Origin of the sequence: Marinobacterium sp. xm-m-312 (assembly GCF_013283295.1) — a bacterium.
Taxonomy (GTDB): Bacteria; Pseudomonadota; Gammaproteobacteria; order Pseudomonadales; family Balneatricaceae; genus Marinobacterium_E.
Genome location: NZ_WBYS01000010.1, coordinates 53,861 through 68,625, shown reverse-complemented (window position 1 = coordinate 68,625; position 14,765 = coordinate 53,861). Strand labels below are relative to the sequence as shown.

The window sequence follows — 14,765 nt, the reverse complement described above, 5'->3', positions numbered from 1 at the left end:
TTACCGAACTCAGTCGTGAAACGCGTCATCGCCGATGGTAGTGTGGGGTTTCCCCATGTGAGAGTAGGTCATTGCCAGGCACCTAATAAACAAAGAACCCCAGTACCGAAAGGTCCTGGGGTTTTTTATTTATCAGGCGGCGGTGCCGCCTGTCACTACCTCGCCGCAGGCCATGTGAAAGCCCATGCACCGAAGGTGCGGGGATTAGGCGCCAACGGCGTCGCGCAGCGATTACGAACAGCGTTCGTAACCTATTGTAGGTCATTGCGAACTTCGTAAGAGACCCTCTGCGAACATCTATAGCGGATGACAGGCTGAAGGCCAGTCACCGGCACTCCGTTAGATAAATCCGGCACCAGTCCATAATCATTGATACACCGCTTCGCGGTGATCGCAGTCTGCCGCTACGCGGCAGTTCGCTCCTACAGTCGGACTTCGTAAGAGACCCTCTGCCAACGTTTATAGCGGATGACAGGCTGAAGGCCAGTCACCGTAGCTCCGTAGCGAGTTAAGAACATCAGTGACTGGCTTTAGCCTGTCATCTGCTGTCCAATTACGCTCCAATCCATCGCGGCCTTCGCAAGACCGCTCCAACGGCTCCTAACTCTCCAACCAAAACGTAACCGGCCCATCATTGGTTAGTGATACTTTCATATCGGCACCAAACTTCCCGGTCGCAACTTTAAGCCCCGTTTTGTTAGCCGCTTCTACAAAGTAGTTGTAGAGCTCTTCACCCAGTGCTGGAGATGCCCCTTTTGAAAAACCCGGTCGTTTGCCCTTGGAGGTTTCGGCTACCAGCGTAAATTGAGAGACCACCAGTAACTCGCCTTCAATATTTTTAAGGCTAAGGTTCATCTTGTCCGATTCATCGCTAAAGATGCGGTAGTTGATCACCTTGTCGAGTAGTTTATCGGCTTTTGATCGGTCATCCTCTTTCTCTACACCGAGTAAAAGAAGTATCCCCTGATCTATTTCACCGACGCAGTTGCCGTCTACTACAACGCTAGCACTGCTGACTCGTTGAATAAGTCCTTTCATTAGCTGGTTAACTCCAGATAATGATCGGTGGCATGGATTAAACGGTCTGTAATGCCCGGCTCAAAGGCTGAGTGTCCGGCATCACGAACGATATCAAAGTTTGCTTGAGGCAGTTCTTTAGCCAATAGGTGTGCCTGCTCAATAGGGCAAACCATGTCATATCGGCCATGAACAATCCAGGTCGGTATCTTTTTGATGCGATCACAGTGATTGAGCAGTTGGTTTTCAGACATAAAAGAGTTGTTGGCAAAATAGTGTGCTTCGATACGCGCCATGGCTAATGCGACATGAGGATCACCAAAGTGGTCAACCAAACTAGGGTTAGGATCTAATGTGGAGCAGCGTCCCTCCCAAATAGACCAAGCCTTTGCTGCTGCCATACGCTCTAGTTCATTATCACTGGTCAGAACTTTATAGTAGCTGCTGACCATGTCGTTTCTCTGATCGGCCGGTATCGGTGCTATAAATGATTCCCAATGGTCAGGGAATACATAGCTTGCTCCCTCTTGGTAAAACCACTGAATATCTCTAGGTCGACAGAGGAATATACCTCTTAGAAACAGTGCATTGACTCGCTCTGGGTGAGATTGTGCGTAGGCAAGGCTTAACGTAGAACCCCAACTACCGCCAAATAGTGCCCACTTATCTAGGCCGAGATGGGTACGAATCTTTTCAATATCAGCGATTAAGTGTTCCGTTGTGTTGTTTTCTAAACTGCCATGCGGCGTCGAGCGCCCACAGCCGCGTTGATCAAATAGAATGATTTTGTAATGTTCTGGGTTAAAAAAGCGTCGATGTTCGGGCGAACAACCACCGCCTGGCCCGCCGTGGACGAACAGAATAGGCTCGCCATTGGGGTTGCCTGAAAGCTCTAAAAAGAGGCTGTGCCCTTTGCCTACATCCAGTTGCTCGCTGTGGTAGGCACTTATTTCTGGGTAGAGTGTTCTCATTCTACTGGTAACCCCGCATCTTCTAGGCGTTTCTTACGCAGCTCAATTAATCGATCGATCTCAAATATCTCCTGTGGGCTCGCATCCGTTTTAAGCCCTCCCACAATGGCGTAATTGATACGGGTTTTATGCAGATCAAAGAAGTCGGTCAATGACTTAGCTACCTTTAGTCGATTCTCTGGATAGATTGTGACTAAGTGTTCGGTTAACTCACCCGCTCGTTTGGGCAGCTTTAATACCATCTGTAATGCTACCTCTTCTGCTTTTAGGTGAGCAGATTCCAGTGCAGTTTTTATTAGGTGCTGAGGATCTTTCGGGTTCTGTTTGAGTGCCTCAATCAACAGTTTAAGCGCCGGCTCTGCAATCTCTGCAGCCACGTACTCCTCAAGAGGAGGCACGGATGCAGGGTTGGTTGTGAACTGGTAGGGCTGAGCGGGTTCTAGACGTTCGGTTCGCAAGAAGAGCTTACGCACTAATAAGAAGAGCATCAGCAGTAGATGCAGTGAAATGACGTAGAAGTAGAGCCAAACAGAGCTAAACCACTCCATCATAGCGCCCGCCACGATAGGGCCGACGACACCACCGACGCCTAATAGAATTTGCATCATACTGGTTGCAGGCATCGCCTCTTTACTGTCGATGTGGTCGAACACCTGTGTCACAGCTAGCGGGAAAATAGCGGCCCCAGCGCCCCCTGACAGTAGGAAGAAGAAGGTGACGAACCAGGTGGGTAGAGCGCTGTAAAAATCGATAATGATGACGGCATTTGCACCGACACCAATCATCATTAATACAGCGCCCACCGTACGTTTATCGAAACGATCCGCAAACCAGCCAGTTGGGTATTGTGTCATGAGGCCCCCAAGCAAATAGGAGCCTAAAATGATTGATAGTAGTGTGCCGCTAAAGCCTCGATCGTAAGCGTATAGAGCGATCAGTGATACGCTTGCGGAGCCAATAGAACCCGCCACCAGGCAAGATAGAGTACCTGATGGAGAGACCTTCCATAGTTGCCCAAATGACATTGGGCGGCTTCGGCCAGGTAGCTCGGGTGCTGGCATGCGTGACATCGACATAATAATCAGAGCGATCGCTAATACGGCGCTGATAATACCGAACAGTCTAAAATCACTCTCTTCGAAAATGTTCATCACAAAAGGTGCTGAACCGAATCCGACAGCAAAGAATATCTGGTAGACACTGAACAGTTTACCGCGGTTGCTGCTATCACTGGTGACATTAAGCCAGCTCTCCAGAGTAATAAAACTGGTGATGAAGCAGAAGCCTGCAACGACCCTTAACAGGGAAGTGATGATGAACGATTCAAGAAGTGTGTGCAGTATTGAGACGATCGACAGTGTTGCAGCCATTGTTGCAAAGGCGCGGATATGACCGACGCGGTTGACGACTTTGGCGCCAAACATCCCTGCCAGGATAGAGCCGGCGGCAAACATACCCATAGCAATACCGACTTGTGAAGACTCAATGCCCGCCGACTGCATTCTTAAAGGGAGGATGATAAAGAATAGGTTGTGGCTAAGCGCCATACCAATAATTGAAAAAAGAATAGGGCTGACCCGGTAAAAAATGCTGTTGGTCATTAGGTGGTTCCTAGTTTGTCACTTCAAGATTTCTTGGACTTTAGTTTACTCCGTTTATTTCGTTTGAATATAAAAAAACGGTGCTCAATTTGCATTGGCACCGTTTTATGTTTTGCATTTATTGCAAATTAATTAACGCTTAGCGCGTTTACGCTCATGCTCTTTCAAGAACTTCTTACGAATACGGATGTTCTCAGGTGTTACTTCAACCAACTCATCATCTTCAATGAAGTCTAGAGCCTGCTCTAGAGTAAAGCGGATAGGTGGCGTTAGCACGATGTTCTCATCAGTACCTGAGGCTCGGACGTTGGTTAGCTGCTTACCTTTGGTTGGGTTAACCGTTAGGTCATTCGAGCGGCTATGGATACCAATGACCATGCCTTCGTACACTTCAATGTTTGGACCGATCATGAGGCGACCGCGCTCCTGAAGAGAGAAGAGTGCGTAGCCCAGTACTTTACCGTTAACCATCGAAACCAGTACGCCGTTGTTACGAGTCACCGTCTCACCCTCTTTCACCACACCGTAGTGGTCAAAGATTGAGTTCATGATACCAGTACCAGACGTCATGGTTAGGAATTGGCTACGGAAGCCGATCAAACCGCGAGAAGGGATCATAAAGGTCAGGCGACAGCGGCCTTTGCCGTCAACTTCCATATTCGTCATGTCACCGCGACGCATGCCTAGCTCTTCGATGATCGAGCCCTGGTGCTGCTCTTCAACGTCGATCATAACGATCTCGTAAGGTTCGTGGATTTCGCCATCTACCTCTTTCTGAATTACTTCAGGACGGCTGATGCCAAGTTCGAAGCCTTCACGGCGCATGGTCTCAATCAGTACCGATAGGTGAAGTTCACCACGACCTGATACACGGAATTTCTCAGGGCTATCACCCGGCTCTACACGCAGTGCTACGTTGTGAATCAATTCGCGCTCTAGACGCTCTTTGATGTTACGGCTGGTAACGAATTTGCCCTCTTTACCGGCAAACGGAGAGTCGTTGACCTGGAATGTCATAGAGACGGTTGGCTCATCGACAGAGAGTGCTGGTAGTGCTTCAACAACATCTGGGTGACACAGCGTATCTGAGATGTTGAGTTCGTCTAGACCGGTAATACAGACAATGTCACCTGCTTGTGCACTGTCGACATCGACACGATCAAGACCGTGGTAGCCCATGATCTTAAGGATACGACCTGAACGCATTTTTGCGTGTGAATCGATGACTTTAACAGGCGTGTTGGTAGAGATCTTACCGCGTGAGATACGACCCACACCGATAACACCGACAAAGCTGTTGTAGTCCAACGCAGAGACCTGCATCTGGAATGGACCTTCTGTATCGACGTGAGGCGCATCAACGTGCTTGATGATCGCTTCAAATAGAGGCGTCATATCGTCAGCCATAGCTTCGTGATCATCACCCGCAATACCGTTGATCGCTGAGGCGTAGACAATCGGGAAGTCCAACTGCTCATCGGTAGCGCCTAGGTTGTCGAACAGTTCGAAAACCTGATCCATAACCCAATCTGGACGTGCACCAGGACGGTCGATTTTGTTGATAACAACGATTGGCTTAAGGCCGCGTGCAAAGGCTTTCTGAGTAACGAAGCGTGTTTGTGGCATTGGACCATCAACTGCATCAACAAGCAGAAGGACCGAGTCAACCATCGACATAACACGCTCTACCTCACCACCGAAATCGGCGTGCCCAGGAGTATCGACGATGTTGATGCGGTAGTCGTTCCAAGTGATGGCGGTGTTTTTGGCAAGGATGGTAATGCCACGCTCTTTCTCTTGGTCGTTTGAGTCCATGACGCGCTCAGCGCCTTCATCACGACGGCCAAGGGTACCTGACTGCTCTAGAAGTTTATCAACTAGGGTGGTTTTGCCATGGTCGACGTGTGCGATGATGGCGATATTGCGAAGATTTTCGATCACGAGGTGAGTCTCATTAATTAAAGATCCGCGGATTATACGCGTCGAGCGTGATCAAGGCGAATTAATAGCCAATAAATTTGGACCATATGAACAATTGTTAGAAGCGAATCTAGTGCAAAATTTTTTGGCTGGAGTATCATATTGGCACACATCGACAGACTAGTAATAGTTTAAAGCACCATTGTGGTGCGTATGTTTTAGGTGTGCATCAAATTGGTGCGTTTATTGTCATTGGTGATTCGTTGCTGATGCGGTAAATCACCGTAAATAAAGACTTTTTTCGAGTTGGCATACTGTTTGCTAGCTCGTTAGGAAGACTGAGCTTGCATGGTGCAGGCTTAAACCCAAGGCTACTAGTCTGGCAATATCTGATAATGGAGAGAGCCATAATGTCTGAACAGACACTAAATCTGATCAAAGAAACTGACGCGAAGTGGATCGACCTTCGCTTTACAGACTCTAAAGGTAAAGAGCAGCACGTAACTATCCCAGTTCACGAAATGGGTGACGACTTCTTCGAAGACGGCAAAATGTTTGATGGCTCATCTATCCAAGGTTGGAAGGGTATTAACGACTCTGACATGATCCTTCGTCCAGATGACTCTTCATCTATCGTTGATCCATTCTCTGAAGATGCAACAGTCATCATCCGTTGTGACATCGTTGAGCCTGCTACAGGTCTTGGTTACGAGCGTGATCCACGTTCTGTTGCTAAGCGTGCAGAAGAGTACCTGAAATCAACAGGTATCGCTGACAGCGCTATGTTCGGTCCAGAGCCAGAGTTCTTCGTATTTGACGAAGTTCACTTCCACTCTGACATGTCTGGTTGTGGCTACACTGTATCTTCTGAAGAAGCTGCATGGTCTTCTAACAGCAAATTCGAAGGCGGTAACACAGGTCACCGTCCACGCGTTAAAGGCGGTTACTTCCCAGTACCACCAGTAGACTCTCTACACGATCTTCGTGCTGCAATGTGTGACGCGATGACAGCGATGGGTCTGCACGTAGAAGTACACCACCACGAAGTAGCAACTGCTGGTCAGTGTGAAATCGGTGTGGCAGGTAACACCCTTGTTAAGAAAGCTGACGAAGTTCAGATTCTTAAGTACGCAGTTCACAACGTTGCTCACGCTTACGGTAAAACAGCTACGTTCATGCCTAAGCCAATCGTTGGTGACAACGGCTCTGGTATGCACGTTCACCAGTCTCTATCTAAAGGCGGTGTTAACATCTTCGCTGGCGACGCATACGCGGGCCTATCTGAAGAAGCTCTTTACTACATCGGCGGTATCATCAAGCACGCTAAAGCGCTTAACGCTCTATGTAACCCAGGTACTAACTCGTACAAGCGTCTTGTTCCAGGCTTCGAAGCACCAGTTATGCTAGCTTACTCAGCTCGTAACCGTTCAGCTTCTATCCGTATCCCATACGTAACTAGCCCTAAAGGCCGTCGTATCGAGACACGCTTCCCTGATCCAATCGCTAACCCATACCTAGCGTTCTCTGCGCTAATGATGGCGGGTCTTGACGGTATCCAGAACAAGATCCACCCTGGCGATGCAGCAGACAAAGACCTTTACGATCTACCAGCTGAAGAAGCTGCTCAGATCCCACAGGTTTGTTCTTCACTAGAAGAAGCTCTGGACGCTCTAGAAGCTGATCACGAGTTCCTAACTCGCGGCGGCGTATTCACTGAAGACATGCTAAACGCTTACATCGAACTTAAGCGTGAAGAGTGTGCTCAAGTGAGCCAGACAACTCACCCAATCGAATACGATCTTTACTACTCAGTTTAAGATCTTATCGATTCAAAAAACCCGGCACCTGCCGGGTTTTTTTGTTCAGGACGAACGGTATCCTGCAGGCGCATGGATGCGCACAAAACACCTCGCACCAAAATGGTGCATAATATCTTCATATATGCCATTCTATTGTGCATGCTAAAACTCAAAAGCCCGTGGTTACTGGGTTTCGCTGAGTTGGCAACCTTTTTGCTTATTAAGTAGAGCTATTAAGGCTTAACGCTAGAGTAGAGCTGTTAAGTCATCAAAACCCTTGGGAATACCTAATGTTCGGATCGCAACAGTACAAATTGATTCTTGAAAACCTCAATACGGCTGTATTGGTACTGGGGCAGAAGTTCGAGTTGAAGTATATGAATCCGGCCGCTGAGGTTCTGTTAGAGGGTAGCTTTAAACGCTTAAAAAATTCACACATCGAGTATCTCTTTATTGGTTCCGAAGAGGAGCTCAAGCTATTAGAGAGTGTCTCTGCGACGGGACAGCATGTCAGTAAACGCGAAGCCGCTCTGATTACCTTTGGTGGTAACGAGTTGATGACGGATTACACCATCTCAAGGTTACCGAATGGGTTTCTACTGATGGAGTTGCACCCACGTGATCGCCTGGTTCGAATTGAGCGTGAAGAGGAGATGTTGAATCGACATGCCACCGCCAAAGTGCTTGTGCGTGGCTTGGCACATGAGATCAAGAACCCGTTGGGCGGGATTCGCGGCTCTGCACAGTTGCTAGAGCGCGAGCTGGATGATGAGGGGCTTAAAGAGTTCACCGGAATTATCATCGATGAAGCGGATCGGTTAAGAAATCTGGTGGATCGTCTGATGGGGCCTTACAAGAAGCCCAACATACACCCGGTGAACATTCACGAGGTGCTCGAGCGTGTGCGTGCTCTGATTGAAGTTGAAAGCGAGCAAGAGATTCAGTTGGTTCGTGACTACGACCCAAGTCTGCCGGAGTTTAACGGCGACAGTGAACAGTTGATCCAAGCGGTTTTAAACATCTGCAGAAATGCGATGCAGGCCCTGAAAGAGTCTGAAACAGCCGCTCCGCAAATCCGTATGAGAACACGAGCGCTCAGACGAATTACGCTGGGCGCAGAGCAGCATCGACTGGTCTGCTGCGTAGAGATTATCGATAACGGTCCGGGCATACCAAAGGATCTTTTAGATTCCGTGTTCTATCCGATGGTGACCGGTCGTGCGGAAGGGTCTGGGTTGGGACTATCGATTGCCCAATCTGTTATTGGTCAGCACCAGGGTTTAATCGAGGTCGCCTCGAAACCCAGTACAACAAATTTTAAAATTTTAATTCCTTTGGAGAGTTGAGATGTCTAAGCCAGCAACCGTTTGGATAGTAGATGATGATCGCTCAATACGTTGGGTTTTAGAGAAAGCGATCTCTGGCAGTGGCTTGGCGACAGAAGTGTTTGAGTCGGGCGATGCGTTGCTGCGAAAAATTAAGCGTGAACAGCCTGATGTGATTATCAGCGATATTCGTATGCCGGGCATTGATGGTCTTGAGATGCTAGAGCAGCTTCAAGCTGATTATGCAGACATTCCGACTATCATCATGACCGCTCACTCAGATTTAGATTCCGCGGTTGCCTCTTATCAAGGTGGTGCCTTTGAGTACTTGCCTAAGCCATTTGATATTGATGAGGCGGTAGCGCTGGTTCAGCGAGCGGTGCAGCACGTTGAAGAGCAGCGTCAACAAACCGAAGTGATTGTTGAAGATGATACACCTGAGATCATTGGTGAGGCGCCGGCTATGCAGGAGGTGTTCCGTGCCATTGGTCGTCTGTCTCATTCCCCGATTACTGTATTGATCAATGGTGAGTCTGGTACAGGTAAAGAGCTGGTGGCCCATGCTCTGCATCGCCACAGTCCGCGTGCGGGTAATGAGTTTATTCCATTGAACATGGCGGCTATTCCACATGACTTGATTGAGTCTGAACTGTTCGGGCATGAAAAGGGTGCCTTTACCGGAGCTCAAGCTTCGCGCCGTGGCCGCTTTGAACAGGCCGATGGTGGCACACTGTTCCTTGATGAGATCGGCGATATGCCTGCGGATACTCAAACTCGACTCTTGCGTGTTCTTGCTGACGGTGAGTTCTACCGTGTCGGTGGTCATACACCGGTTAAAGTTGATGTTCGAATCATTGCAGCTACCCACCAAAATCTCGAAAACCTCGTTAAAGAGGGCAAGTTTCGTGAGGATCTGTTCCACCGTCTAAACGTGATTCGAGTTCACATCCCCTCGTTAAATGAGCGTCGTGAAGATATTCCTCGTCTCGCTCGCCACTTTTTGTCACGTTCGGCGAAAGAGCTGGGCGTTGAGACTAAGATTCTTAAGCCGGAAACAGAGCGTTTTCTGCGCGATCTGACTTGGCCAGGTAATGTGCGACAGCTGGAAAACACCTGTCGCTGGATTACCGTGATGGCGTCTGGTCGAGAGGTTCTTGTCTCTGATTTACCACCAGAGCTTCTAGAGTCCTCAAATGAACGCCCTGTTGTTCATGGTAATTGGGAACAAGCACTGCGTGGCTGGGCTGATCAGCGTCTCTTTGAAGGGGAGAGGGGCATCCTCAAAGAGGCTGAACGTCAGTTTGAGCAGGTGTTGATAGAGACTGCGCTTAAACATACGGGTGGCCGTAAACGTGATGCGTCTGAACTTTTAGGCTGGGGGCGAAATACCCTAACCCGCAAGCTAAAAGAGCTGGGTATTGAGGCGGATTAGAGTCGCTTAATGCTACAATCGGCATCTAACAGTTTAGGTGCCGATATGCTTCACGTTGCTCTTTACGAACCCGAGATACCACCCAATACCGGAAATATTATTCGCCTGTGTGCTAACACGGGTTTCTCCCTTCATTTGATTAAACCCCTCGGCTTTGAGCTGGATGATAAGCGCCTGCGCAGAGCGGGATTGGATTATGCCGAGTTTGCCTCTATGAAAGTTCATGAGTCATTAGAAGCCTGTATTCAATCAGTCTCCCCAAGAAAAGTATGGTCGATGACGACCAAAACGGATCGCGCCTATACCGATGCTGATTTTGCATCGGGTGATATGATTCTATTGGGCCCGGAGACACGGGGTCTGCCTCAGAGTGTCATCGATTCGACCGATGCAATTACCTTGCCGATGTGTCCTGATTCACGCAGTTTGAATCTGTCTAATGCCTGTGCCATTGTTGTTTATGAGGCGTGGCGGCAGCTCTCTTTTGCGGGAGCCAAGTAGCTAAGGTCTGAGGTGGTTAGGCTCGCTTAAGGGGCTGAGTGTTGGGTATGGAGTGAAGCCATCTCGACACCCGCTAGGCGTAAGCAGATCTGTCCAATTATTAACCAGGGGTCGGTCGGTAGTTGTCCTTTAACGGCCTGATCAGCTTGTCCACAAAGTCGCAGTAACTGCTCAATCTCCGAGACTTTAATCTGACGACTGGCATTGCGAATAGCGGTTTTACGTTTGCTAAACAGTCTCAGTCTGTTCGCAATCGTATCGTAATTCTTCCCTTCTGATATCTCTGTAATCACGCTGCTTAGCGTGCGCAACTCACGTGAAATGGCCCAGAGTATGAAGGTCGGTTCGACACCCTCTTGTCTTAGCGCCTGCAGAATGTGTTGTACTCTTGCAGGTTGTCTTTGTATCGCCGCATCTGCAAGTGCAAAGGCATCAAATCGTGACATGTCGCCAACCGCCTCGGCAACCTGGTTGGCATCAAGGGTTTGGTTGGGGTAGAGCAGAGAGAGCTTCTCTAACTCTTGTTGTGCCGCGAGTAGGTTGCCCTCTACACGATCGGCTAAGACGCCGATCGCCTCTTGATCCATAGAGATTGGAAAAGATTGAAGGCGTGTCGCTAGCCAGCGCGGGAGTTGGTCAACTTCAATGGGCCAGATTTCAACCACTAGCCCGAGCTTTTCGACCAGCTTGAACCAGGCGCTCTTTTTCGCACCGGCATCGAGTCGATCAGCCAAAATGAATATCACCGTATCGGGCGCAGGGTTCTCTAGATAGCGTTGTAGCAGATCTGATTCGGCTTTTTTGATCTTTTGTGAACCGAGTCGTAACTCAATAATTTTGCGCTCTGCAAATAGAGAGAGGCTATTGGCGGCCTCCATCAGGCTGTCCCAGTTAAAGCTGGAATCGATGTGATAGAGCTCTCGTTCAGTGAATTCTAGACCGCGAAGATGGGCTCGAATGGCGTCACAGCTTTCGTCGTGTTGAAGTGTTTCGTCCCCGGTTACAAGGTAGACCGGTAGCGAGGTATTTAGCTTGTTGAGCTGCTGAGGTAGCTGATCAACTCTAACTTTCATAGGTTAGCGCGGAACGAAACTTAGGTATTGGCGAATAATCTGTTCAGCCAGTGCACGATTGATCTCTGTGCGGTAGCGCTCTTCCAGAGTCTCTTGTGCCAAGGTGTCTGAAGTTTCGGTAACACTGCGTTGAACATTGACTCGGCGCTCAATGGCGGGCGCTGTGCTATCACCTTGATAGATGGCAAATTGAGCTTCACCGCTTAATTCGTACTCTTGTGCATCGGCATTGGCATCAAGAATCACCGCGCGGCGATTGTAGCGTGCCGATTCAACGATCAGTTTAAGCTTAGCTCGGGATGTTAGGGTCACGCCGTTGCGTTGCAGTTGAGTTGTCAGCTCTCTGCCTAACGAAGTGGGCTGTGTGGTGTTTTCGACCAGAGTTAATTGCTGTAACGCTGGTGGTACCTCATAAAGCCCTTTTAGGTGGAAGCCACAAGCTGTTAGAAACAGCATGGCGAAACCTGCAACGAACGTACGTGACAACTTCATCTTTTACTCCTAGCTGACGACGATGTTGACCAGTTTGCCTGGTACAACAATCTCTTTGCGCAGCGTTAGGCCTTCCATGTATTTCTGAACATTAGCTTCAGCCAGGGCCAGTTGCAAAATTGTGTCCTTATCGGCATCGGCGGCAACATTGATACGAGCACGAAGTTTGCCATTAACCTGCACAATCATCTCGATGTTATCACGTACCAAAGCGGATTCATCAACGCTTGGCCAGCTATCATTTTGGCTTGCACCCGTCAGTTCAGTCAGCAGCTGATCGGCTGCGTGTGGAATGATCGGGGACAACAGCTGGACAGCAGCGCTAAGCGCTTCTTGTTTACAAGCACGTCCTTGCTCGGAGTCATCGTTGAATCGACCGATACTGTTTGAAAGCTCCATGACAGCGGCAATGGCTGTATTGAATGTCTGGCGGCGCTCAATATCATCCGTCACTTTTTGGATGGTTTCATGAGTCTTACGGCGCAGCTCTTTCTGCCCATCATTCAGCTTGGACGTGTCTAAAGTTGATGCTGGGCCGGCTGCGATATGGTCGTGTGCCTGTTTCCAGAGACGTTTGATGAAACGGTGTGCACCTTCCACACCTGAGTCAGACCACTCTAGTGACTGTTCTGGTGGTGCCGCAAACATCATGAATAGACGAACCGTATCGGCGCCGTATCGATCGATCATAACCTGAGGGTCGATGCCGTTGTTTTTCGACTTAGACATCTTGGACATGCCGTCGTGAATCAGCGTTTTACCCGTCTCTTTATGAGTGGCTTTGGTCACACGACCTTTCTCGTCTGTCTCAGTCTCTACATCAACCGGTGAGATCCAAACCTTACCGCCCTGTTCATCTTCGTAGTAGTAGCCATCGGCTAGAACCATGCCCTGACAGAGTAGGCGAGTGAAAGGTTCATCAGAGTTTACTAGACCCTCGTCACGCAGTAGTTTGTGATAGAAGCGTGAGTAGAGTAGGTGCAAAATAGCGTGCTCGATACCACCGATGTACTGATCAACAGGGAGCCAGTAGTTGGCTGCTTGAGGATCCAGCATCGCACTGTCTGAGTAACGGCTTGCATAGCGAGCAAAGTACCAACTTGACTCCATGAAGGTGTCGAAGGTATCCGTTTCGCGTTCTGCATCTGCGCCACACTTTGGACAGCTTGTTTTGATGAAGCTCTCCATCTTTTTAATCGGTGAACCGACGCCGTCGAAGGTTACCTCTTCTGGCAGAAGCACAGGCAGCTGATCTTCAGGTACGGGTACTGATCCACAGCTATTACAGTTAACAACCGGGATCGGTGCGCCCCAGTAGCGTTGGCGTGAAACACCCCAATCGCGAAGGCGGAAGTTGATGGTTGTATGACCGCGACCTTTGTTGTTCAGTTCAGTTGCAATGGCTTTAAACGCCATTTCGAACTCTAGATCGTCAAAGTCACCCGAGTTGCACAGAACGCCTTTCTCTGTGAACGCTTCTTGCGTCAAGTCGACAGTCTGATCGTCAGACAGAGGCTTGATGACCTGTTTGATGTTCAGTCCGTATTTGGTTGCAAACTCCCAGTCACGTTGGTCGTGACCCGGAACCGCCATGACAGCGCCTGAACCGTAATCCATCAGAACAAAGTTTGCTGTCCAAACCGGCACCATTTCACCAGTGAGAGGGTGAGTGGCTTCGATGCCTAATGGCATGCCGCGTTTTTCCATCATCGCCATGTCAGCTTCGGCGACTTTTTGGTGACGACACTCATCAATAAAGCTAGCAAGTTCTGGGTTATTTTCGGCTGCTTCAAGTGCTAGAGGGTGTTGTGGTGCAACGGCTACATAGGTAACACCCATCAGCGTATCAGGGCGGGTTGTGAAGACCTCTAGATCACCTTTGTTAGGCACCGCAAATTTCAGCTCAACTCCTTTAGAGCGGCCGATCCAGTTGCGCTGCATAGTGCGGACCTGTTCTGGCCAGTGATCCAGCTTCTCTAGATCTTCCAGTAGTTGGTCTGCGTAGTCAGTAATTTTCAGAAACCATTGAGGGATTTTCTTACGCTCAACAATCGCGCCAGAGCGCCAACCGCGACCATCGATCACTTGCTCGTTAGCCAGAACGGTTTGGTCAACTGGGTCCCAGTTCACCTCGGCCTCTTTCTTGTAGACCAGACCTTTCTCAAGAAGACGAGTAAAGAACCACTGCTCCCAACGGTAGTACTCCGGGTGACAGGTCGCTAGCTCGCGATCCCAGTCGTAACCAAAGCCCATCTGTTTAAGCTGATTACGCATGTAATCGATATTGCTGTAGGTCCAGTTAGCAGGAGGCACATTGTTTTTAAGTGCAGCGTTTTCAGCTGGTAGGCCAAAGGCGTCCCAACCCATAGGCTGAAGAACGTTTTTTCCCTGCATGCGCTGGTATCGAGAGACGACATCACCGATGGTGTAGTTACGTACGTGGCCCATGTGCAGGCGACCACTTGGGTAAGGGAACATCGAGAGGCAGTAAAACTTCTCTTTGCTGGAATCCTCTTCAACGTTGAATGCGCCGGATTCTTCCCACTGCTGCTGGACTTTTGGTTCAATATCCTGGGGTTGGTACTGTTCGTTCATCGGTCTCTATATTCTGCAAACATAAAAACGGCATTATTG

11 protein-coding genes are annotated in these 14,765 nt (G+C 49.2%); 4 read left to right on the top strand and 7 right to left on the bottom strand.

All coding sequences use genetic code 11. The features are described 5' to 3' along the window. Positions 1-600: 600 nt before the first annotated feature. From dtd to typA, 4 genes are all read right to left on the bottom strand, one after another. Positions 601-1,038: a D-aminoacyl-tRNA deacylase gene (gene dtd, locus XMM312_RS11355; RefSeq protein ID WP_173489279.1), complete on the bottom strand. Its 438-nt coding sequence runs from the start codon at positions 1,036-1,038 to the stop codon at positions 601-603. Next, the gene (gene pip, locus XMM312_RS11350; protein ID WP_173489278.1) at positions 1,038-1,988 is read right to left on the bottom strand and encodes a prolyl aminopeptidase; all 951 of its coding nucleotides are present in this window, start codon (positions 1,986-1,988) and stop codon (positions 1,038-1,040) included. Before pip ends, dtd begins: the two co-directional genes overlap by 1 nt. Then, positions 1,985-3,589, bottom strand: coding sequence for an MFS transporter (locus XMM312_RS11345; protein WP_173482208.1), 1,605 nt, complete (start codon positions 3,587-3,589; stop codon positions 1,985-1,987). Before XMM312_RS11345 ends, pip begins: the two co-directional genes overlap by 4 nt. 132 nt (positions 3,590-3,721) lie before the next feature. Further along, the gene (typA, locus tag XMM312_RS11340; protein ID WP_173482209.1) at positions 3,722-5,530 is read right to left on the bottom strand and encodes a translational GTPase TypA; all 1,809 of its coding nucleotides are present in this window, start codon (positions 5,528-5,530) and stop codon (positions 3,722-3,724) included. Between the two features lie 389 nt (positions 5,531-5,919). Here typA and glnA point away from each other — a divergent pair, with 389 nt between their 5' ends. The 4 genes from glnA to trmL all read left to right on the top strand — a co-directional run bounded on the left by glnA (position 5,920) and on the right by trmL (position 10,566). Continuing rightward, positions 5,920-7,326: a glutamate--ammonia ligase gene (gene glnA / locus XMM312_RS11335; RefSeq protein ID WP_173482210.1), complete on the top strand. Its 1,407-nt coding sequence runs from the start codon at positions 5,920-5,922 to the stop codon at positions 7,324-7,326. Positions 7,327-7,598: 272 nt separating this feature from the next. Further along, a complete protein-coding gene (glnL, locus tag XMM312_RS11330; protein WP_173489277.1) occupies positions 7,599-8,654 on the top strand; it encodes a nitrogen regulation protein NR(II) in 1,056 nt (351 codons plus the stop codon). Between the two features lies 1 nt (position 8,655). Next, complete coding sequence (gene glnG / locus XMM312_RS11325) at positions 8,656-10,065, top strand: nitrogen regulation protein NR(I) (protein WP_173489276.1); 1,410 nt, start codon at positions 8,656-8,658, stop codon at positions 10,063-10,065. A gap of 45 nt (positions 10,066-10,110) precedes the next feature. Further along, positions 10,111-10,566 carry a tRNA (uridine(34)/cytosine(34)/5-carboxymethylaminomethyluridine(34)-2'-O)-methyltransferase TrmL gene (gene trmL / locus XMM312_RS11320; RefSeq protein ID WP_173482245.1) on the top strand — a complete coding sequence of 152 codons (456 nt, stop codon included), beginning with the start codon at positions 10,111-10,113 and terminating at the stop codon, positions 10,564-10,566. Between the two features lie 26 nt (positions 10,567-10,592). Here trmL and holA read toward each other — a convergent pair whose 3' ends face one another. Genes holA through leuS form a run of 3 tightly spaced genes read right to left on the bottom strand, consistent with a single transcriptional unit; the run spans position 10,593 to position 14,726 of the window. Further along, positions 10,593-11,639: a DNA polymerase III subunit delta gene (gene holA / locus XMM312_RS11315; RefSeq protein ID WP_173484512.1), complete on the bottom strand. Its 1,047-nt coding sequence runs from the start codon at positions 11,637-11,639 to the stop codon at positions 10,593-10,595. A 3-nt stretch (positions 11,640-11,642) separates the two neighbouring features. Next, positions 11,643-12,131 (bottom strand): LPS assembly lipoprotein LptE, encoded by a 489-nt coding sequence (lptE, locus tag XMM312_RS11310; protein WP_173489275.1) that lies wholly within the window; start codon positions 12,129-12,131, stop codon positions 11,643-11,645. Positions 12,132-12,140: 9 nt separating this feature from the next. Continuing rightward, a complete protein-coding gene (gene leuS, locus XMM312_RS11305; protein WP_173482215.1) occupies positions 12,141-14,726 on the bottom strand; it encodes a leucine--tRNA ligase in 2,586 nt (861 codons plus the stop codon). Positions 14,727-14,765: the final 39 nt, after the last annotated feature.